This is a genomic window from Mesorhizobium sp. M0243, assembly GCF_040321775.1.
Classification (GTDB): Bacteria; Pseudomonadota; Alphaproteobacteria; order Rhizobiales; family Rhizobiaceae; genus Mesorhizobium.
The window spans coordinates 1-20,949 of sequence record NZ_JAMYSF010000037.1 but is presented as its reverse complement, the minus strand read 5'-3'; the positions used below and the strand labels follow the sequence as shown (position 1 = coordinate 20,949).

16 protein-coding genes and 2 pseudogenes are annotated in these 20,949 nt (G+C 58.8%); 10 read left to right on the top strand and 8 right to left on the bottom strand.

The window, feature by feature from the left end:
* Positions 1 to 126: 126 nt before the first annotated feature.
* The 6 genes from NKJ11_RS30440 (at position 127) to NKJ11_RS30415 (ending at position 7,916) form a co-directional block, all read left to right on the top strand.
* Positions 127 to 1,278, top strand: coding sequence for an RHE_PE00001 family protein (locus NKJ11_RS30440; protein WP_352794921.1), 1,152 nt, complete (start codon positions 127 to 129; stop codon positions 1,276 to 1,278).
* Between the two features lie 91 nt (positions 1,279 to 1,369).
* A complete protein-coding gene (locus NKJ11_RS30435; protein WP_352794920.1) occupies positions 1,370 to 2,056 on the top strand; it encodes an XRE family transcriptional regulator in 687 nt (228 codons plus the stop codon).
* Positions 2,057 to 2,665, top strand: coding sequence for an RES family NAD+ phosphorylase (locus NKJ11_RS30430; RefSeq protein ID WP_352794919.1), 609 nt, complete (start codon positions 2,057 to 2,059; stop codon positions 2,663 to 2,665).
* 646 nt (positions 2,666 to 3,311) lie between these two features.
* The gene (locus NKJ11_RS30425; protein ID WP_352794951.1) at positions 3,312 to 6,287 is read left to right on the top strand and encodes a TrlF family AAA-like ATPase; all 2,976 of its coding nucleotides are present in this window, start codon (positions 3,312 to 3,314) and stop codon (positions 6,285 to 6,287) included.
* Positions 6,288 to 6,298: 11 nt separating this feature from the next.
* Complete coding sequence (locus tag NKJ11_RS30420; protein WP_352794918.1) at positions 6,299 to 6,985, top strand: TauD/TfdA family dioxygenase; 687 nt, start codon at positions 6,299 to 6,301, stop codon at positions 6,983 to 6,985.
* The gene (locus tag NKJ11_RS30415) at positions 6,978 to 7,916 is read left to right on the top strand and encodes a hypothetical protein (protein ID WP_352794917.1); all 939 of its coding nucleotides are present in this window, start codon (positions 6,978 to 6,980) and stop codon (positions 7,914 to 7,916) included. Before NKJ11_RS30420 ends, NKJ11_RS30415 begins: the two co-directional genes overlap by 8 nt.
* A 111-nt stretch (positions 7,917 to 8,027) precedes the next feature.
* On the opposite strand, the gene NKJ11_RS30410 is transcribed toward NKJ11_RS30415, so the two are convergent.
* The 7 genes and pseudogenes from NKJ11_RS30410 to NKJ11_RS30385 all read right to left on the bottom strand — a co-directional run bounded on the left by NKJ11_RS30410 (position 8,028) and on the right by NKJ11_RS30385 (position 17,293).
* Positions 8,028 to 12,365: a hypothetical protein gene (locus tag NKJ11_RS30410; protein ID WP_352794916.1), complete on the bottom strand. Its 4,338-nt coding sequence runs from the start codon at positions 12,363 to 12,365 to the stop codon at positions 8,028 to 8,030.
* Positions 12,366 to 12,824: 459 nt separating this feature from the next.
* A pseudogene (locus tag NKJ11_RS33920) lies at positions 12,825 to 12,937 on the bottom strand (VOC family protein); the annotation flags it as partial.
* A 41-nt stretch (positions 12,938 to 12,978) separates the two neighbouring features.
* Entirely contained in the window at positions 12,979 to 13,803 is an 825-nt protein-coding gene (locus NKJ11_RS30405) for a hypothetical protein (RefSeq protein ID WP_352794915.1), read from the bottom strand.
* A complete protein-coding gene (locus NKJ11_RS30400) occupies positions 13,767 to 14,300 on the bottom strand; it encodes a hypothetical protein (protein ID WP_352794914.1) in 534 nt (177 codons plus the stop codon). The genes NKJ11_RS30405 and NKJ11_RS30400 overlap by 37 nt, the downstream gene beginning before the upstream one ends.
* A 26-nt stretch (positions 14,301 to 14,326) precedes the next feature.
* Complete coding sequence (locus NKJ11_RS30395; RefSeq protein WP_352794913.1) at positions 14,327 to 14,779, bottom strand: hypothetical protein; 453 nt, start codon at positions 14,777 to 14,779, stop codon at positions 14,327 to 14,329.
* A gap of 423 nt (positions 14,780 to 15,202) precedes the next feature.
* On the bottom strand, positions 15,203 to 16,438 hold the full coding sequence (locus tag NKJ11_RS30390) for a three-Cys-motif partner protein TcmP (RefSeq protein WP_352794950.1): 1,236 nt from the start codon (positions 16,436 to 16,438) through the stop codon (positions 15,203 to 15,205).
* An 84-nt stretch (positions 16,439 to 16,522) separates the two neighbouring features.
* Complete coding sequence (locus NKJ11_RS30385) at positions 16,523 to 17,293, bottom strand: DUF5131 family protein (protein ID WP_352794912.1); 771 nt, start codon at positions 17,291 to 17,293, stop codon at positions 16,523 to 16,525.
* Positions 17,294 to 17,398: 105 nt separating this feature from the next.
* Here NKJ11_RS30385 and NKJ11_RS30380 point away from each other — a divergent pair, with 105 nt between their 5' ends.
* The 3 genes from NKJ11_RS30380 (at position 17,399) to NKJ11_RS30370 (ending at position 19,694) form a co-directional block, all read left to right on the top strand.
* Positions 17,399 to 17,986: a hypothetical protein gene (locus tag NKJ11_RS30380; protein WP_352794911.1), complete on the top strand. Its 588-nt coding sequence runs from the start codon at positions 17,399 to 17,401 to the stop codon at positions 17,984 to 17,986.
* 307 nt (positions 17,987 to 18,293) lie between these two features.
* Positions 18,294 to 18,809, top strand: coding sequence for a TIR domain-containing protein (locus tag NKJ11_RS30375; RefSeq protein WP_352794949.1), 516 nt, complete (start codon positions 18,294 to 18,296; stop codon positions 18,807 to 18,809).
* A gap of 138 nt (positions 18,810 to 18,947) precedes the next feature.
* The gene (locus NKJ11_RS30370) at positions 18,948 to 19,694 is read left to right on the top strand and encodes a macro domain-containing protein (RefSeq protein WP_352794910.1); all 747 of its coding nucleotides are present in this window, start codon (positions 18,948 to 18,950) and stop codon (positions 19,692 to 19,694) included.
* Between the two features lie 350 nt (positions 19,695 to 20,044).
* On the opposite strand, the gene NKJ11_RS30365 is transcribed toward NKJ11_RS30370, so the two are convergent.
* Positions 20,045 to 20,488, bottom strand: a complete 444-nt coding sequence (locus tag NKJ11_RS30365) for a hypothetical protein (RefSeq protein WP_352794909.1) — start codon at positions 20,486 to 20,488, stop codon at positions 20,045 to 20,047.
* 186 nt (positions 20,489 to 20,674) lie between these two features.
* Here NKJ11_RS30365 and NKJ11_RS30360 point away from each other — a divergent pair.
* Positions 20,675 to 20,949, top strand: a pseudogene (locus NKJ11_RS30360) (IS630 family transposase); the annotation flags it as partial.

Below are 20,949 nucleotides of genomic sequence, written 5' to 3'. Positions count from 1 at the left end.
CCTCTTGGCTGCCAAATCCATCGCTATCGATAAGAGGTCATTATCGATAGTCATTTTTGTCCCTGAAGAAACATGATGTAAGTCCAGTAATACCTTCACTAGCTTGACCAACGCGAATCAGCCATCATGAAAACAATGGCTTACACACTCGACAAACTGCCCCTGGAAACCCTGATCGGGCCGGTTGCCCGCGCGACCGCGGCTTTGGTCCGCCTCGACGAGCGGGTCGCCCGTTCGCCGGTCCGCGACGGCTTTGTCGAGCGCCAGCATTTTGCCGACGCGGCTTCCGCGCTCTGGCTCGAGGGCGAACTCGTCCACCTCGAGGACCTCGTGCTGCACGACGCCCACATGGACATCCGCACCCCGACCCACGAGTTGACGCGCGCGCATGCGGTGCTGCGAACCCGCCGGCGGATTTTTGCACAGAAGCCGGACTGGACCCTCAGCCGCGACGGTTTTTTGGCGCTGACCGGCCGCGGTAGCGCGACGGCGGCATCAGAACAAAAGGGCCGGGGAGGGGATGGGGAGGGGGCTGCAGCCAGCTCTTTCGAAGCCGACGATCGGAATTGCGTTGAGAACGATCTGCTGGCCGAAGAATTTGCCGAGATCGATGCCGTCCTGGCGCGCTCGTCGAAGATTCTCAGCGGCGCCGACGTGCCTGGTCGAAAGGAGGAAACGTCACGACGTGACCGGCCGGAGCCGCAAAACGGCCTGATCTACGATCTCGACTGGAATGAAGAAGAACGGCTGGCCGAATGGCAGGCCGTGCTCGCCGACACGCGGGAGTGGCCGTCGGTGCTGCGCGCCGCAATCCTGCTCGAAGCCTGGTCGGACATTGAGGTGCTGCAGCATGCCGCCTGGCTCGGGCCGCTGCTTGTTGCCGCACTGCTGCGCCACGAGGGGCCTGCTGCCAACCATCTCGCAAGCCTGCATCTCGGCGCGAAAAACATTCCGCGCGAGCGGCGGCGGGCGCGCAATCGCGGCGATCGGCTGCTCGCCTTGCTCGATGCCATTCACGACGCAGCAGTGGCTGGCCTGAAGGAACACGATCGGCTGGTGCTGGCCAAAAGCCAGATGGAGCGGCGGCTCAAACAACGGCGCGCCAGCTCGAAACTGCCCGACCTGGTCGAGCTGGTGCTGTCGCGGCCGCTCGTCTCGACGGGAATGATCCAGGAGCGGCTAAAGGTGACAAAGCAGGGGGCGCTCAATCTTGTCGGCGAACTTGGGCTGCGCGAGATGACGGGCAGGGGGCGGTTTCGGGCGTGGGGAATTGTTTAGTCCGCAGCCATTCTCCACACCTTACGAAATTATCGAACTTGACGAACTTGCGATCTGCAACCATATTGGGTGACAGCAGGAGGTTCTCATCATGGCCGCTCCAAAACGCAGCAATCATAGCGGAACCGCATCGCATACGGGAGTCGCCGCCTTGAGTTTCACCGCGAAGCTGCCGGCACAGGCAGACTTCAAGAAGGTGTTGCTCGAACGCTATCAGGAAGCGATCGCACGCAGCCGCAAGATCGGCCATCGCGTATCGTTCCGGGTAGAGGTCGATCCAACGGCTGGTGCGCAGACGATCACGCCGGTCGAGGAGCAATCGATCGCTTCAGACGATACTTTTCCCGTCGAGGACACGGGCAAGCCCGATGCCGAACTCGAGGCGGCGCTTGCCGAAGCGCGCGTGCGTGGCCGCAAGCGTGTTGCCGAAATTGTCGCCGGCGAGGACATGCTGAGCGCGGATGCCTTTGCCAAGCTGCTCGGCACGTCGCGGGTGACGGTCAACGCCAGGCGGCAAAGCGGGCAGGTGCTCGGGATCGATGGCGCCAAGCGCGGCTTCCGCTTTCCCGTCTGGCAACTCGACAAGGACGGCCGACCGTTCGGGACATTGCCGGCGCTCCACGAGACGCTCGGCAACAGCGCCTGGGCGGTCTATCGGTTTCTGGTGTCGCGCCATGGCGCCCTCGATGGCCGGACGGGCCTTCGAGCCCTTCAGCAGGGTGACGATGTCGCGGTGCTGGCCGCGGCGGAAAGCATGGCCAGGGGCGATTTCGACTGAATGCCCGGCGTTCCACCTCCAGCCGATTTCGGGCGTGCAAAGCTCGAAATCGAGACCATATCGCCGGGACGGACATTCGGCCGGATCTACTGGAACACCTATCCCGATCCGTTGGGATACGGGAAGTCGCTGAGCCGATTCAGCGATCCTCGACGCCGCGTTGACGCCAACCGGTTTGGCGTTCTTTACCTCGGTGACTCCCTGAAGGTGTGCTTCCTCGAGACCGTGCTCCGCGACCGCCGTGAAGGGACCCTTGACGATCTTCCAATAGAGGAGGTGGAACTGACCCAGCGGCGCTATGCGGAGATCGCGGCCACGGCAGATCTACGCCTGGTCGATCTCAGAGGCGACAATGCCGTTCGGATGGGTGTGCCGACCGATGTCGTTCGGGCACAGCGCCAGAACCTGGCACGCCGGTGGTCACTGGCGTTTCACGAGCACCCATCCGAGCCCGACGGGATCATTTACCCTTCGCGCCTCAACGGGGCGATCAATCTCGCCATCTACGACCGGGCGATACCGAAGCTTCAGCCGAAGCGCGTTTTGACCCTTCTCGGCGCGCGAGGGCTGGCTCAGGTTCTGGAGGATTTCAGGGTGGGGTTGGTGTGAAGATGTAGCTCGTATCCGTATCGTGTGGCAAAGATGGCTGTAGCGCCAGAATCGTCCACTAAGCCGGAGCAACGCAACGACCGGTGTTTCACGGTTGCAGTCCGTCGGCTTTCGAAAGTGAAAGCAGGTTTAGCGGCCGTTGGCCAGAGTTGCCTCGGTAGCCGGCGCGGAGAGGGCGGTAGGTTTGGTGCACTGCGGATAGCCTCGCGTCGCACTTCAATCAGTGGCATGTCGATTGCGAATCCAATCCCTTAGGGATGCGGGAAAGAACCTTCACGGCCGGAGAGACTAAAAACATCCCGGATGATGCGTCGGCTCTCACCGTCTTCCCTGACATCATCGTCCATCGCAGACGAACTCTGTACAACTGTGCTGTCGTCGAACTAAAAAAGGCCGGAAATTTGAATGGCGGAGCCTCGATATAGAAAAGCTGGGCAGCCGAATGGCTGGGGACTACGACTACACAGTGGACACGCATTTTATTGTCAGCTGCGCAAAAATCTTGGTGGCCGACGTGGTGATCTAGCGAGGTGGAGAGGTCGATCATGACCTTACCGCGCACGCGCATGGGTCTTTAATGTAGTAATATTCGAAAGTGCGGGAGTTGAGTGCAGTGCAAGACGTTGACGACAACAGAACAAAGGCGCTGGTCAATCGCGGTTCAGAATGGCATCGATGGGAGCCACACATTCATGCTCCTGGTACCATTCTCAACAACCAGTTCGGAGCCACCGATCCTTGGAATTTCTATCTGGCGACGCTCGAAAGCCTAACGCCCGAAATCGAGGCAATCGCCGTTACCGACTACTATGTCACCGACACCTACGAGGAATTCCTCAAACACAAAGCTGCCGGCCGACTCCCCGGCGTCAAGCTGCTCTTCCCGAACATCGAGCTGCGCCTCGATGCGGCGGCAAAGTCGGGGTTTGTGAACATCCACCTCTTGGTCAGCCCGGAAGATCCAAACCACGTCGAAGAGGTCAAGCGCATCCTCAAGCGCCTGCAATTCGGCGCTCATAACGATCGCTATGACTGCACCCGCGAAGAACTGATCAAGCTCGGAAAGCGCGCCGACCCGACAATTATCGATGACGGCGCGGCGCTTCGGCACGGTGCGACGCAGGTCAAGGTCAATTTTGACCAGCTGCGCAAGGTCATTCACGAAAGCGAATGGGCGAAGAAGAACATCCTGATCGCCGTCGCAGGCGCCGCCGGCGACGGCACGTCAGGCCTTCGGCAGGCCGCCGACGCGACCGTTCGACAAGAAATCGAGAAATTCGCCCACATCATCTTCTCAAGCAGCCCGGCGCAGCGAGAATTCTGGCTCGGCCAGCGGGGCGTGACCGTCGAACAGCTGCGCTCGCGATATGACGGCTGCAAGCCTTGTCTTCACGGGAGCGACTCCCACGACCAGATATCGATCGGCCAGCCTGTCGATAATCGCTTCTCATGGATCAAGGGCGCCCTGGAGTTCGATTCGCTCCGTCAGGCCTGCATCGACCCGGAGGGCCGCGCCTATGTCGGCGAGCAGCCGCCGCGGTCGGCAATGCCGTCGCAGGTCATCTCGCACGTCAGGATGGACAATGCGGACTGGGCCACCACGCCTGATATCCCGCTCAATCCCGGTCTTGTAGCCATTATTGGCGCGCGAGGGTCGGGCAAGACCGCCCTGGCCGACGTCATTGCGGCAGGTTGCGATGCAATCTCGTCCTCCGGCTGGGATGCAGACGAGAATATTAGCCCGTCCTTCTTGGCGCGAGCCCGCAGGCTTATCGGCAATGCCACGACGACGCTCTCCTGGGGCAGCGGCTCGGAAGTCACCCGTTCCCTAGACGGCAGCGACGCCAACGGCCACATGTCCTTTCCTCGCGCCCGCTATCTCTCCCAGCAGTTCGTCGAAGAGCTTTGCTCGGCGAAGGGTGTCTCCGATGGTCTCGTGGACGAGATCGAGCGCGTGATCTTCGAGTCGCATTCGCAGGAGGATCGTGACTGGGCATCCGACTTTGCCGAGCTGCGCGAACAGGAAACTGCACGGTTCCAGCAGGCACGCAAGCGCGAAGCCGGGGCGATCTCGGACGTTTCCGACCGCATCGCCAGCGAGTTCGAGAAAGAAAGCCTCGTTGCCACGCTGACTACGCAGGCCGCACAGAAGAGGAAAATAATCGCGGACTACACAACCGACCGCGCCAAACTCGTTGTCAAAGGAACGGAAGCGCAAGTGGCGCGTCACACCCAGCTCAGCGGAGTGGCTCAGAATCTTCGAAACAAGATCCAGGCCTTTGGAAATCAGCGCCGCACCTTCGTCGCCCTGCAGGACGAGGCTCGGAGCATGCGTGCCACTGGCGCGCCGGAAATGCTCCGTCAAGCCCAGGCGCGGCACGCCAATAGCGGTCTGGACGGCAAGCAGTGGGAAGACTTCCTACTGATCTACCAGGGCGACGTGGACAAGAGCTTGACGGCTTACATCGCGTGGGCGGATGGCGAGGTTCGGAAGCTCAACGGCGTTCCGCCGCCGCCTGGCGATCCAAATGTCGCGCTGGTTGCGGACAATGCTGATCTATCGATACTTCCGCTTGCACCGATCGTCGCTGAGATGACACGCCTCGGGACCCTATTCAGCGCAGACAAGCTGGTGCAGGACCAATACACGGCACTGACCGGCCGAATCGCGCAAGAGAATTCTGCGCTTCAGACCCTCGAAACCCGGCTTATCGATGCGCAAGGGGCGGCAGGGCGTAGGAAGGAGCTTCAAACCGAGCGAGATGACACATACGGGCGAGTCTTCGAGGCGATCATCAGCGAACAGAACGCACTGGCCGGCCTCTACGCGCCGCTAATGGCGAGGCTTGCAGCGGCATCAGGCACCCTCAACAAGCTCAGCTTCTCGGTTCGCAGGATCGCCGACGTCGAAACGTGGGGCTCGGTAGCGGAGGAAGAACTCCTCGACAGACGCAAAGCCGGTCCCTTCTATGGCCGCCGCTCGCTTATTACTGCCGCAACGGAGGCACTGAAACCCGCGTGGGAGACGGGCTCGGCGGCGGAGGTTCAGGCTGCGATGACAGCCTTCATTGGAAAATACGCCAATGACCTTCTTTCGCACGCGCCTTATGCGCCCACGCAACAAGCCGAGTTCCGCGCCTGGTCGAAGCAATTCGCGCACTGGCTTTTCGGGACCGACCACATCATCGTTCGGTACGAGATCTCCTATGACGGCGTCGACATCCGGAAGCTCTCGCCAGGCACGCGCGGCATCGTTCTTTTGCTGCTCTACCTCGCTCTCGACGATTCGGACGATCGTCCGTTGATCATCGACCAGCCGGAGGAAAATCTCGATCCGAAGTCCGTGTTCGATGAACTGGTGGCGCTGTTCATTGCGGCCAAGTCGAAGCGTCAGGTCATTATTGTTACGCACAACGCAAATCTCGTCATCAACACCGACGCTGACCAGATCATCGTAGCCGAAGCTGGCCCACATCCGTCGGGCGGTCTTCCGCCGATCAGCTATGTGGCGGGCGGGCTGGAAAACGCCGCAATCCGCAAAGCCGTGTGTGACATCCTTGAGGGTGGCGAGGCCGCCTTCCGCGAGCGTGCGCGGCGGCTTCGTGTTCGTCTCGATCGATAGGCCGGGCAACGATGGTCACTAAGGACACAGCTATCACCGCTCCGCAGCGGCTCCTGGCCCCGCTGACCGAATGCGGTTGGGCCCGCCATGTCGCAGGTGCCGCAGAGGCCCAAGCCATCGTCAGCGAAATCGGCCGTATGGGCGATCTTCTCGGCAGGCGCACTGCGGGCCGAGGCGGCGCGCTGGAGGAGTTCGTCCGACCCCGAACGGCCGACCATGCACATCCTCGATCCTTGAGCGCGCGTTATGGGCTGAACGCTTTGCCGTTCCACGCCGAACTCAGCCACCGACCGAGACCCTGCCGCTATCTCCTTCTCGGGTGCATCGAGCCGGGTTCGCCTAGCGCGGTGACGATGCTACTCGATTGGCGAACCCTCGGCTTTTCGCCGGATGAGCTTCACCTTCTCGAAGGCGCTCCGATCCTCGTGCGAACCGGCCGGCGCTCCTTCTACTCGACCATTCTGTCCCCCGATCGCGCCTTCCTCCGATACGATCCTGGCTGTCTTGAAGCCGTCGATGAGCGCGGACAGGCAGCCCTGAGGCTTGTGGAACATCGGTTGACCGGCGGCTCCCCGGAAGTCCACCGTTGGCGCCAGGGCGACATCTTAGTCATCGACAACTGGCGCGTCCTTCACGGACGCGGGCCGACGGACCAAGGCTCCGGCCGACGTCTAGCGAGGGTTCTCATCGATGCCTGACGACGTCTTCATCGCTATCAACGGCGACGCGCTCCATGCGAAGTCGAAGGTTTACATAGGCCGCGCCCTGGCCAGGAAGGGCGGTGGCGAACTCGACGAATACCAGCTTTGGGCTTCGCTCGCGCTCGAGCTGCTTGGCAAAGCCGCGCTCGCGCGCACGCACCCGAGCCTCGTGGTCGATCCGACCCACTGGCAGTCGATGTTCGTTGCCGCCGGCATCAATGTTACGACCGATGTGAAGACCATCACGGCAAAAACCTTGTTCGAGCGCCTTGCGCACCTCGTTCCGAGGTTCGACAAGACCATCCAAAAATTCTGCCAGGACATCGCGGAGCGTCGTAACACGGAGCTCCACTCAGCCGACCTCCCATTTCGGACCATGCGTCTTGACGCCTGGGAGGCGCGCTATTGGCATGCTTGCGACACGATTCTTAACCAGATGGGATCTTCGCTGGAACAATGGCTGGGCGCGGCCGATGCAAAGGCTCCGCGTCAGTTGCTTGATGAAGCTGCCCAAGCCCTTGATTCGGCGGTCAAGCTTCGCGTCGAGGCCGCCAAGGAACAGTTCAAGGCATTGAAGAAAGCGGAGCGGGAGCGCTTGGCGGCTGAGGCCCTATTGCGGCAGCCACAGCATCAAAGGGACCTCTTTGAGGGGGACTATGACGAGATTTGGACGGAGATCTGCCCGGCCTGCAACTGCCGCGCTTTCATAACCGGCGAGAAAACAGGTGAAGACATCAGCGAAGAGCGCGATGAGGAAGCCATCTGGGAGATCGTTGACCGCGAATTCGTCGGCGAAGAGTTCCGCTGCCCGACGTGCGATCTAGCGCTTACGGGTAGCGCTGAAATTGAAGCCGGCGGTTTGGACTATATCTACGAGGATCGGCAAGAGCGCGAGATGGAGCATGAGCCTGACTACGGCAATGACTAACTTGCGGGCTTAACGAAGGCGCGCAAGCACTCTGAGATTTGGTGGACCTCCCACACTTGAGCCCACGCAGACCGTCGATCGACAGCCTAGTCTGGCGGACAGGCCGTACGGCTATAGCCACGGGTGCTGAGTTTGCTCCATAATGGCGGTGTGAAATAGAGTCTTCTTCAGCTTATCTCGCGATTTTTTTATGACGTCGTTTAGTTCATGCACGTTGGAATCCCAGTGAGCTTTCAGATATAGTTCACCGGGCTCCAATTCAGATCTTATTTTGATCCAAAGAGATGCCCGACCATCGAGGCAAGACAAAAGCAGCTCAAAGGCTGCGAAGGCCGCGGCAGGGTCGGGAGCATCGAGATATGCGCGGTACCAGTGGCGCGCCCAACTGTTTAGCTCAAAGGCTGCATGGCTACCTTGATAGACCGATGCCAGCCATCCATCGACGGGCTTCCGATCCGAGAACTCGTCCCAAAGGTTGATGAACGGGCTAACGGCATCGGAATACCCAAGTAGGGTGTAAGCTTTAGCGATGTCGCCGGCTCGGCCACTTGCTTCACCGTCACGGATGATGCGCTCAAGCCAGCCAGTATGACCGTGTTTGAGAGCGGCTTGCACCAGGGCTGCCAAATCCTGATCCGTCGTTGCCGCCGACAGTATACGGGTGCGCATCCGGTCACCATTTTCACCCACGGGTGATTCCATCGGCAGGAGCAACAGGCTTTCGTTTTTCATAATTCCGCTCGCCATCGCCTCAGTGAGTTTATCCCAAAGGACTTCAGCTTGCGGCGCGCCCGCTTGGAAAAGAGCCCGGCAAAGCGAGATAAGCGGAAATTCATCCATGAGCACAAAATTCGGAACATCGCCGATTTCACTGAGCCAACTAGTCAGCCAGGGCAGGAAGCCGTTCGGATCCTGGGAAATCAATGCTCGCATTGCCCCCTCGTGCCGAACCCAGTGATCGCCAATCGGGCCAGATCGCAATACAAGCGACCTCTGCAGGGCCGTTCGCAAAAACGCATCGTAAGCCTGCGAAATGGTGATTTCGGTAGGATGCCAGATTAACTGCAGGGCAACCACCTCCGGGTCAGCCCTCTTTAGGAGGTCTGGCTGTCCCAAAACCTCACTTGCGGCGAGCAGCGCGCGCGAAATATGTGCCCGATCAACGCGATTTGCCGCCGATTTTGCATCCCTGCCGCTTGCCGCGACCGCCGCCATGACGGAAGGCTCACGTGTTGCAGGCGCCAACTCAATAGCCAAACGCCTGACATCTTCATCCCCGTCGGATATGAGAGAAGCCAAATCGCTCCATCCGCCCAATGTCGCGTCCGCCGACCTCTGGGTCAGATAATATAACGAGACAAGCTTTTGAGCCTTTGTGCCGGCGAGGGGAAATGTCGCCAATTCTTCGCGAAGAAGCGGCTGGTCCAAATGCGGTAATGGGCCGTAGAGCAGGGCGAGTTCGTTCGCGTCCTGGCATTCTTCCCTAATGATCGTAAGCTGCTCGCTCAGAGAAGTACCCCAAAGCCGTATTTCCAGCCGACGAGCGCGCCACCAAAGGAGATCCTTCTCATCGGAGAGTTCGCTGCCGTCGAGTACGCGGTCTATCGCCTTAACGAGGGTGTGGCGTTCCTCGGCAGACAACAGCATAAGGATGCGGTGCGTCCGGTGCACGAGGCCCCACAGTTGTTCAGAGGTTCGGTCCGATGCACTTCTGGCCGCCTCAACCGCGATTTCTTGCAGAACGGTCGGATCGAGGCGCGCCAAGGTTGTCTTGACGCGTTCCAAACGAATATCATCGTCGCCGTTCTGGCGGTGATGCAGCCACAATAAGCCACCACGAATGCGCTCTTTCTGGGTATTGTGAACTGGCTGTTGCGATGGGTTTCGAGGGTCGGTCCATGCTGGCTCCGCCGTTTCTCCATCTCCCGATTTTGGGATTCCGCTTCTATCAAGCATATCTTGGGCGCGCGGATCTGCGACAGCCTCGAGAAGGTAGTTCGCCGCGTTGTCAGCAATGGCGCCGCCGATGGTACGAAGCCGTTCGATCCATTCATAAAATGCCAATTCGAAAGGATCTGCGTCCTCTTTGTTAAGTCGGAAGACCCAGGCAAGTTCGTCGCAATGGCGTGGCACGCCCATCACTGCTCGGCTGAGCCCCCATGCAACATAAGCACGAATAAATGGCGCTCGCGGCAGAAACGAGAGTATGCCGAATACCCTGTGGCTAAACCAGCTGACATCTCCGGATGTGCGGAGTTCGATGTGCGGCCATTCCGAACGTTCGACGTTCTGCCATTCTATGAGAGACGCTCTGGTCCGAGCCCGGTTCTCTAGCGACCGTTGCGAGTTGGGGTCAATCCGACCCAGGAAGCTTCCTTCGTCGGGGTTTTCCCAAAGCCATCCGAGCCATTGTTCCGATCGGCGGACAAGATGTGAGGCAACTTCTGGGAATCGATAAGCCTGCACCATTCCTTTGATAAGGATTTCGTCGGAGAAGACCCCGCTTCCCTCCCGTGAAAGCCACGTTTCCTCAATATTCTGGCACATGAGATCAACATCGATCCCGATCAGGCGCCAGTAGGCATCGAAGTCAACTTGCATGAAGTTCTGTTCTGAAAGCCAACGTTTCAATATGGCTCGCCGGGCGCCACGACCGACTTCGGGGTCAAGTAAGGCGACGGTTGTCGCGGCACGAAGGATTGAAACACCCAATCCTTGGCCTTTGAAAGGGTCGACAAAACCGGCGATGATCGTGACGGCTGATCCGTCATCAGAGGCCTCTCTCAATTCGTGCGCAAGCGTCAGTCCTAGCGCGAATGGCGTAAGTTCGGGGTTGACGCGAAACTCATTCGCGCGCGTTCCCGGCTCCAGCCAACGTCCAGCAACGATCTCCCCAAGGGTTTCAAGTAGATCCTTCCGTTCCTTTCCGCTGTCCCTTCCCAATCGATCAAGCAACTCGCTTCGGGTGAAGGCCGAACTTTCAACCGAGGTTCTAAGTGTTGTTCCGATTTCACGAACAAAATCCTGAAATTCCGCATCGGTGATGGCGAGCGCCGAACCGCGCCGGGCGATACGATTTTTCCAATCCTCGTAGGCCAGACGTTCTGGGGTGACGTCTCCGCTCCCAGCAAGTTCCTTTTGTCTCATGATGGCCAGCAACGAAAGACGAGGAACCTTCATCATGGCCAGCATGGGGTCGGCGAACCCATTCCGGGTGAGGCCGTGGCTAGCGAGCAATAAGTCGAGCTCCGCTTCGCTGAAGTTGGTGACAGGAATCTCAATAGGTTCCGGCGTAAGAGGCGCGAGCTTCTGCAGGTCCGCCCAATGGTCAGGCCAGCATGTCATCAAGACCGCAACCCGGCCAATCCACCGCTCGTCGTACAAGGGTTGGAAAAAATCCGCCCAGTCGCGTTTCGTCCAGTTTTGGTTGAGGCCATCAATGACAAGGATGAATTGAGGACCATCGACATTGGCACGCCGCCATTGATCGAGCCGACGCTGCCAAAACACGCGGTCGCCATGTTCGAGGCGCCCGGCAAGCAGTCGGCTGATCAAATCCTCGACGTTCTCGTCGCGGACTTCCTTGGCTGATACAAAGATCGTGAGCGGCAAAGGCTCCGGCCGCGCAGTCCGGTCAATCCACCAGGACAAGAACGACCATGTCTTGCCAACGCCTTCGTTGCCGACAAGTACCGCCGGACGCGAACTTGCCGACCATCGATCGAGTTGTTCGTCGAGTGTTTTGCGGGTTATCCGCGTTTCCAGCGACGCGAGAAGATCATGCCCTCGGCCGCCCAAGCGTGCCCCTGCGTTTGCTTGGTTTCGAAGCGCAACTAGCATCCAGCCGTGCATTGCTTCTGTGGCCGCGGCATAGCCTATGTCCGCCGCACCAAGTCGATTTCTCAGGCGATCACGAAACCTCTCGAAATTGGCGTGAATTCGGATTGTCGCGATCGAGTTGGCGATAGAAATGTCGCTCCCGATGTGCGCTTCCATTGCTTGCGGGGCTTCAGCACACAAGACAGCGAGATCGGGGAGGACGCCAGCTGCCACTGGCCAATCAAGGAGAAGGATTGAAATCCCGTGGGATATGCCCGATTTGGATAGCTGCTCATAATCGGAAGCCGAAATCTCTCGTGTAGCCGCCAGCACCCATAAGTCGACCGGGTCTTGCTGCATCGCCGCGTCAATCAGTTTTGCTTGCAGTTCATCCAGCCCGAGCCTTGTATTTTCTCCGTACCGTTTGCCTTCGAGCCCAATCTTGATCGTATTGCTATTGACTGCCCTGACGTCGGAACCGCCCTGAGGGCCAGATTTCGCGAGCCTGAAAAGCTCCCCGGTGACTTCAGACAAAACGTCTCTCATCAATCCTTCAAAACCAGACGGCCCCGCAGCGTCGAGGGCACGGAGGCGCGAGGCGAGCTCTGATTTGGCTTTCTCAAAATCCATATGTTTTTTCAACTGTGTCACTAGGCTGTCGTTGTCATTGATTCCGAAGCTTAACATACGCCGCCTAGACCGCGGCTGGTGATTGAAAAGCCCATGAGCCGGATTTGCGTCAGAATTCTTGTTACACAAGCGCTTGCACATCAGCACAACTACAAATCTCTATTTGTAGCGAGCCCTACTGCGGGGCTAATGATTTCAGCTTCTGGGATACGACGAGCTGGTCGCTACGACCGGTATGCTGCGCAAAGCGGTCCGGCTCCAGTGGGAAGGAGCCCGGCGACGCACCCAAGTTGGCGGACTATATCTGCTGACTGACGCCGGTCGGAATCATCAGCCAGGACGGTCACACCCAACAAGGGACCGTCGTTCAAGGAGCCAAGTACCGTTCCTGAAACCTGCCATTCTCAAAAGGAGGTGGCGTCCCCACCTTCGACGACGAACCGTTCCTTATCGGGCCTCGTAGAGTTCCAGCGGCAATCCATCTGGGTCGCTGAAAAGGTGAACCGCTGATCCATATATGGGTCGATCCGGATTGGCTCAACGGCAACGCCGGCGGCCTCCAGGCGCGCAGCCGCTGCACGTCATGCGTCGCCGCCGGGTGAATTCGTCGGCTTCAGGCATTGCGGCCCGCCCAGTGGACCACCGACCAGACTAGGTCGTCGACGGTGCTGCTACCGACGCTGATCTGGCGATGCGGTTCGATACGGTGATAGTCGCCGAGCGGCGCGGTCCCGCCGGTGAAACCGGTCCGCCGCGCGATGATGTTCTTGGTGCGCCGATTCTCCTGCCAATAGGTCACGATCGCGCGGTGCTTCGGCTCGTTAGGGCTGCCCGGATGGAGCGCGCGGGCGTGCGGGAAGTGCATATGGCGATGATGCGCATGGAGCAGAGTCACATCGTAGAGCCGGGCTATGAAGGCGCGCATCTCGTCGAGGCTACCCGCAGTGCCCACATCCTTGCATTCGATCGCGACGCGCGGGCGCCCCACCGGAATGCCGCCGGTCCCACGGATCGCAGTCCCGACGCTGCCGGGGACAATCGAGATGTCGATTTCGTGTGTCGCCGAGCTGCGGCCCGCGAACTGGATGCCATTCCAGATCTCCCATTTCTGACGGCGTCCCCTTCGGAACCCGATGACGCTGGCATTGTCAGGCCCGGCTGAAGCCGCGGGAACGCCTGTAGGCGCGCCGCCGCGCTGGATGAAGCGGCGGTCCGCGTCGCCGGGCTGAATAATGGTCCCGTCCGAGCGCTGCAGCCAGACGCTGAACCCGGCATTGCGCAAGCCGCGCGCGAGGCTGGTCATGACGAACAGCTCGAAGATGCGCCCAGCGCCCGAGGCATGTTCGAGCGTAGTGATGCGGCCGACGATCGTGTCGAGGGCGGATTGGACATTTGGGATCATCACGTCGTCGCCTGTCCGCGCGATTTCGCGGTCCATTCGGCTAGCGCGGTGCGCAGGGTGGGAAAGCTCTCGCTTGCGACGACGACGTCGTCGCGGCCGCTCTTTCGCTCGCCGTCGAGATCCAGCAGCACCGCGACTGCCCTTGGCTCCGACGCGTCGGTTGGCTGTGCCACAGCTCCAGCCTTGTCTCGCCGCTCGGTTGTCTCCTTGACGACGAAGTCGAGCGTGTCGATCGACGCCTGGAGCTGCTCGAGCGCGTCGCCGAGCCGCTCCTCGACATAGGCGGCGGCCCATTCGACCTGGTCCTCAGGCGGAATCGGCTTTGTCTCCACCGCAATAGCCTGCGGCTCGCCGCGCGCCTTCGGCTGCGCATTGCCGCGAATCGACTCCCGCACCGCGGCGAGTGCTTCTTCGGACTCTTCAGGCGGCCGACCGACCTGGACACCTTCCATCAGTTCGAACGCCAGCCAGTCGAGCCGCGCGGCCACTAGTGTCTCGATCAGCTCGAGCAGGCGCGGATCAAGAATTGCCACAGATGCACGTCTTCCTCACGCAAGCCCTATCCGATCAGTTGGCTGGAATAGCGCCATCTTAGATGAACTTGAATTGTTTCAGCGTCGAATCGAAAATGTTGGATCGTGGATGGACGAGTAATTTGCGCCGCTCGGAAGTACCACGTTTTCTTGCCTCTTGTCGCGCTGATCCGGCGGTCGAACTCCCGCGTCGACTCGTCGTAATGCACCGCCCTGAACCAGCCGGGGCCGGCATCGGCGAGGAGTTCGAGCTTCACTTGGTGCCGGCGCTGGCGAGAACCATGATAGAGCTCGACGTAGTCGAGGCGTGTATCCGCTGCCACGGTATTCAGCAACTCAAGATGGCTGGTTCGCGCGGTAATGCCTTCGCCTTCCTTGTCAACCTCCTCGAGGTGCAACAGTTGATGGTCGCGCGGACCATGGACGACCAGGTTCCAGCCCTCGGGCATGCGCGTGCGGGGCGGCGGGCCTTCGCCCATCCGGCCGAGGGGGCATCAGTAACTCCCGCAGCCCCGTCTTGTGTGTGGCGAGGCGTTCGCGGGCGCGGTCAAAATTGGCGGCGTGCGAGAAAAGGAACCGCCGCGACTGCGCGAACTGGAGCGCATTGTAGCGCTCGACCTCCGCGTCACTGATCTTGATTGGCTCGCCGGCGAGCAGCCCCGTCCCATAGGCGCGAAGCGATCCTGGCCGGAATCGGGTTCTCTCCCTGACCGTGTCCTCGAGCAGCTTGAGCACGATCTCGTCGAGACCGGGCGCGGCATGTTCAAGCCGATACAGGAAATAGGTCCGATAAAAATCGGTGGCACCCGCCGCGTAATTTCACTTGGCACCCAAAATGTCGGTCGCGACGGGATAGTGGGCCGGTCGTCCCAGCGGCCTTGAGTCGGTCCAATGCCGGCTACTCAGCGTCCGGTCTTGGTCGAGTGCCGAATGAAGTGGAAGGAGCTTTGTGGGTGTATGCCGATGAGGTCGCGCCGATCCGGGCGCCTGCTACGCCGACTTTGCCCATCTGGAGTCGCTAGCCTCAATTGCTTTTCGTCCACCAGAAGGCCAGCAACGTGGTCAAAGTCGGCCAACCTGGCAGGTGTTTCGTTCGCCGCCTCTCGCACGAACGTGAGGTATTCGACGCTCTCCGAAGCGTAGCGGTCGCGCAACCGTTTAAGTACTCCGTCTTTGAGGCGCTCGCGCATAAGTTCCTGCTCGTAATCGCCGAACCAGAAATCCGGGGTGCTTGCTGGGTCTAAATGAGGGTCAAAGCCCATCATCTCGAAATCGCCGGTTCCGAAATGCAGCGAGTTGTTCTTGATCAGCCAATGTCCTTCCACCATCACGTTCCGTGCAGTCACATGGTTTGAGAGGTGAATAATCCACAGGTCCTTGTTGGCTTCAACCGACCGAATGAAAAATGGGCTCGAGAAAGTGGCTCCGGTTTCTCGACGTAGGTGTTGTTGAAGCAGGCGTTCTATGACGATCCGTCCACCCCTTTGGTCCTTCAGCTGCAAATATTCCCGAATCTGCCCCTCCGAAAGTCCGAGGGGTGCAACGGCCTTTAGGGTCTGGGGCTTGTCACTCAGGTAATCAATCAACCAACCGACCGCGAATGTTAGGATTACCTCGCAGCCGGAGAAACTCTCTAGGATGTCTTTGACCAAAGGCAGTGGCGCGTCGGTGTATCCCTTCTGATCCAAAACGAAGACCGAGCGGCCTACGTTGCCCCGTGTTCTCGCTTTGATTGCGGCCTTGATATCGGGAAAGGCCTGTTGAAAAGGGGCTCTCGTCAGGTGGATGTCCTGGCCGAGCCGGGTCAGGTGTCCCGCCTTCGCCAAGTTCCCCCGAAGCACGTCGATGGCTGTCTGGTCACTGTCGACGAAATAGAACTGGGCCTCGATGTTTATCGGTTTCGTCCGGCCCTCATTGAGCGCCCTCCGGGCCTTTTCAACCGCACCAAGCAGCACCAACGGCGAGCCTTCTACGGTCGTTCCCCGATCACTGTAGGCTCCACCGCCGCAGAATCCATCGACAAACGTGATCCGCAGCACGTCCATAGCTGGATTGACGGCAACCGTTTCAAAGTAGCGTTGGAGGTAAAAATCAATGAGGCGCAACTTCGCTAGGCTGTGCGCGCTGGCGCCCGGCAGCGTCCCATCAGTCTTCCAAACGAAGCGTGGAATGGATCAACTCCCCACAAGCCGCTGGAATTGCAGCAATTGGAGAGCCGGAAGTCAAGCTCGTCCGGCCTCAAGTTGATATACTGCCGGCATTTCGTCGAATATCTCACCGTTAAGCAGTCGGCCGGAAGCCTTTTTGTTCTTGCCGCCCCACTGTTTAAAAAAGAACGCAGTGCCGGTAGCTCGGCACATCGTTTCAATTTCATCCACCCAGACCACATTCATCGGACGGGCATGTGGGCCGCTCTCTCCGCCAACAATGGCCCAGTCGATCCTCTCCAAATTCACTCCGCGCACGGACCCGATCAGAGGCTCAAAGGAGACGAAGCGGACGAGTGCAGGTGCGCGGCGCAAATCATCGAGCCTCGATGCGACGCGGCGGTCCTCGATGCTGGTACCCAACCAGACGTTCGGGAGCACCGGCAAATTAGAAGAGCGCAGCATGTCAGCCATCTGTGCCGGCCGCTTTGTGAGGATCTGATAGGTATGATGCGGAGTCTTGGCCATCGTCGCCCAAACCGCAGCGACGAATACAGCTGGAACGCTCGGATGGAAGAGATCCGACATTGAGTTGACAAACACTCGACGCGGCTTTCTCCACTTAAGCGGCGCCGCGAGTGCCTTCTCGTCCAGCGATATCTTGCCAGTCCATTTGCTGCGACCGCCACTTTTCCTAGTCAGTCCCCGGTATTTTTTGACCCCCATGGCCTCAAGGCGGGCAGCCATTCGCATAGCATAACAGAATTTGCAGCCGTCCGACTCGATTGAACAGCCTGCGACCGGATTCCATGTTACATCCGTCCACTCAATAGAAGTCTGCGCCATGGGAACAATCTCCTCACACACCGGGCATCTATGCACGCTGGCGATTCAGGCGGCAAGTTCGATATCAATGCTGCTACCAATCTGGTTAAGCGGAGAGCCCCAGCGATGCCGGTGAATATAACAAATGCGCACGGCTACGAAGTGCATACCAGCGTGCCATATCCATCATTCTTTAGCTCAACACGGAGCAACAGGGGTTTTGTGGATCTTCGCGGCCGACCAGAGTTGGCTGTCAGCATCGCAGAGGCCGAGACCTCGAAGGCCTTGCGAGCGTTTTTGGTTCGCATCGCCGCGACACGAACGACCCTGTTTTCCATCGGTTGTGACCTGGGGCAGCACGTCGATCCGGCGGCACCAAAGGGCCGTCGACGCGTAGCAGGCGGATATATCCAACTGACGAGTAGCCTCTATGATCGCGTTGGACCACAAGATTGGGCTCGTCTTTGCAACGGCGTTTCCGACACACTTCAACAGTCCGCCCACCTGGACGAATGGGACGTGCACTTCAAACTTGAGCCGGTCTGGATAGACATCGATGACGTAGACCAAGCGACCGGAGCGGTGCACGTCGCCTTCTACGCCAACGCGAAGACCCATCACGACGCCCTGCGATCACGGGAAAGGTTGATAGCGGCGATCGACCGCGGTTTCTCTGACGAAGCGGTAGACGCGGGTCTGCGCTCTGATCTCTAATGCCCGCTGACGATCAGCTCCTTGCCGCGCGCAGAATAACGACAACGCGGCGCAGTGGTGCTCTGTCTCACAATTGCGTGCGGCCAAAGCCACGCCCGACATCACGCTTACAGCACAGAACATGAGCGACATAGGCGAGGCGCTTGGTTATGCAGGCAAGACGGCCGAACGCCGCGGCAATCGGGCATTGATCGCGGCGAATGACAATTTGCGTAATGCTATGTTGAGGGCGGCTGGGTGGTTGTGGAAAACGCCATCACTCCGAGGCTAGACGACTCTCTTGTTCTGTGACAAGTCTTTCCGTTCAATGGCGGCGGAAGATATGGCGTACAGGAATAAGACTTATATCTGCTTCGACGGCGATACGGACATGCGTTACTATCGCCTCATGACGGCATGGGCGGAGAATGAGAAATTCACGTTCGATTTCCACAATGCGCATGACTTAAATACAGCACGGGATACAAGCCAAGAAGAAAGCATTAAGCGTCAACTTCGCGAGCGCTTCGCCAACTCAAAGCTGTTGATCGTCCTTATCGGCGAAAAGACAAAACTGCTGACGAAGTTCGTTAAGTGGGAAATGGAAGCCGCGCTGAAGCTTGACCTGCCAATTATTGGGGTAAATCTAAATGGCGCCCGGCATCGCGACGACCGTTGCCCGCCAGCAATTCGGGAGAGCTTGGCTATCTACGTCCCATTTGGGGTGAAGATCGTAGAGTATGCCATGACTAATTGGACAGACAGTCATGCCAAGCATCGAAAAGAGGGGAAAACCGGTCCGTATCACTACCTCGACCAAACCTACAAAAATCTCGGGCTGTAGATCGTGAAGTATTTTTTCAGCTCGATCCGAACTTGGTCGTATTGGCGGTATGCCATCCTATCAGTTGACGGATTAGCGAGGATTCTCGCCGTTCTCGGGGGAATATACCTTCTGCTGGATATGCTGGATTTCTTTAGCATGTACACCCGAGACAAATACAGCGCGTACAGCTTCTTTTTGGTGTTGGGTTTTGCCGTGGTGGCCGCCCTTCTTTCCAGGCGACCAGTATCTCGAATTTCTTATCGCATTCCAAAAAAGGATTTTAGCTACGAGGTTCTTATTGGGGACCTCCTGGAGTCGCCCGCCACCAACATAGTGATCAGCACAAACACGACGTTTGACACTGACATAGCCAGCGGCCTGATTAATCCGGACAGCTTGCAGGGGAAGTTCACGAACAAGTATTTTTTGGGGAACACGGTTGAGTTAAACAAGCAACTGGCTATGTCCCTCAAAGGAATGGTTTTCAAAGAGCACTCGGTTGGCAAGGGGAAAAAACGTAGATATCCCATTGGGACGGTCGCAAAGGTCAGCTCGCATGGAAAGACATTCTACCTCTCGGCGATGGCCGAACTAAATGAAGAAGGTACTGCCAAGTCGACGCCAAAAATGCTCGACGAGGCGCTAGAGGCCCTTTGGCAATTCATGGCTATGAAGGGCGAGCTTGGCGATACTGCGATCGGTTTGATCGGCACCGGTCGCGGTCGCGTTGGATTGCCGAGAAAGAAGGTTATCGAGAAGGTCGCGCAATCCTTTGCGGACGCTTCGTACGACAAGGTATTTTCAAACAAACTGTCGATCGTTGTCTTCCCTGGTGATGCCGAGCGATTTGGTGTCAATCTCTTTGAGGTTCGCGACTACCTTTCTCAAAGCCTCCAAGTCTAACGCTTCGCGCCTGTTCCCAACCAGGCACCACGCCGCTTTCAAGTCCCGCTCCTATTCCGTCAAGCATCTGGACCGGATAGGTACCCCAATGTTTGATGACAAAATCCGCACCTATGGGGCGCGAAGCTGACCCCTGGCGGCGAATTTGAACCCGACACCACGTCATCCCACGTTCATGATTTGTGCTTCGAAAGTTGCATAAAAGGGCAAACTGAAACCGGGTGCGAATCTAATCTTCGGCTGAGGGGTCAGCGGCTGGAGAATGAGATTGTGGGTGGAAATGCCAAAGAAAATGGGAAGTATTTTCTCGCAATTGGGAAGAAGCCCCAAAGCACAGGCTGTGTCCCGGGTTAGGACTCGGGACCAGCGCCGCCTGCGGCATTGCAGAGGTCGGACGTAATCCGCGCGTCCACCGCCCAGTCGGCCAGGCAGACGTAGCTGGCTCGTGCCGCTCCCGTCATCGGGATGGAACGCTTGTTGCCAAGCTCCTTCAAGAGACCAAAATACGCCGCGTACGTCCCTTGCATGGGGCGGAGCGGAACCGTGAGCCATGCTGGGATGGCAGCGAAGCGCTCGGCGAGTAGATGAACCTGGCGGAGCGCCAGGGCAGTTATGTCGTCGACGGTCGCGCCCTTCTCCTTCATTCGCCTGTTGATGGCATCGGGCACGAGCACGCAGTTGTAGGACTCGTTCAGCCCGCCCACGTCGCGTTCCTCGTTTCGGGCTTTCACGCCGATGAAATAGCGGATGCCGTACTTCTCGGCGATGAGGTCCGCGAATGGCTGGTTGTGCACGTCGTGGTTCAGATTGCGAACGGCCTGAAATCCGTTCCGGACGAGAGCCTCCGCAGCTAGAGCATAATCTGACCTGATGGAATCGCGAGGGATTCCCATCGGGGAGAATATCTGATTCATCATGTCGGCTGGGTATGGAGGCCAGCAGGCATGGTTAGAGCCATATCGGAGGATTTGCGTTCGCGAGTGATCGCAGCGGTTGAGAGTGGCCTGTCGCGGCGGGCTGCGGCGGATCGTTTCGGTGTTGCCGCGGCAAGCGCGGTCCGCTGGGTCCGCGAATGGCGAGAGAGCGGCGCGACGCGGGCAAAGCCCCAAGGCGGAGACAAGCGCTCCCAGCGGATCGAAGCCTACCGGGATACGATCCTAGCGGTGATCGAAGGTCAGGACGACATCACACTGGTCGAGTTGGCTGAATTTCTCAGGGCGGAGCATGCGGTCGTGTTCGCGCCGAGCACGATCTG

Coding starts and splice junctions, on each gene's coding strand:
- NKJ11_RS30405 (WP_352794915.1), bottom strand. CDS start 13,803: ATGGACCGCGAAATCGCGCGGACAGGCGACGACGTGATGATCCCAAAT.
- NKJ11_RS30385 (WP_352794912.1), bottom strand. CDS start 17,293: ATGGCGCAGACTTCTATTGAGTGGACGGATGTAACATGGAATCCGGTC.
- NKJ11_RS30440 (WP_352794921.1), top strand. CDS start 127: ATGAAAACAATGGCTTACACACTCGACAAACTGCCCCTGGAAACCCTG.
- NKJ11_RS30435 (WP_352794920.1), top strand. CDS start 1,370: ATGGCCGCTCCAAAACGCAGCAATCATAGCGGAACCGCATCGCATACG.
- NKJ11_RS30415 (WP_352794917.1), top strand. CDS start 6,978: ATGCCTGACGACGTCTTCATCGCTATCAACGGCGACGCGCTCCATGCG.
- NKJ11_RS30375 (WP_352794949.1), top strand. CDS start 18,294: ATGGCGGCGGAAGATATGGCGTACAGGAATAAGACTTATATCTGCTTC.
- NKJ11_RS30380 (WP_352794911.1), top strand. CDS start 17,399: ATGCCGGTGAATATAACAAATGCGCACGGCTACGAAGTGCATACCAGC.
- NKJ11_RS30395 (WP_352794913.1), bottom strand. CDS start 14,779: ATGGGCGAAGGCCCGCCGCCCCGCACGCGCATGCCCGAGGGCTGGAAC.
- NKJ11_RS30410 (WP_352794916.1), bottom strand. CDS start 12,365: ATGGATTTTGAGAAAGCCAAATCAGAGCTCGCCTCGCGCCTCCGTGCC.
- NKJ11_RS30420 (WP_352794918.1), top strand. CDS start 6,299: ATGGTCACTAAGGACACAGCTATCACCGCTCCGCAGCGGCTCCTGGCC.
- NKJ11_RS30370 (WP_352794910.1), top strand. CDS start 18,948: ATGTACACCCGAGACAAATACAGCGCGTACAGCTTCTTTTTGGTGTTG.
- NKJ11_RS30430 (WP_352794919.1), top strand. CDS start 2,057: ATGCCCGGCGTTCCACCTCCAGCCGATTTCGGGCGTGCAAAGCTCGAA.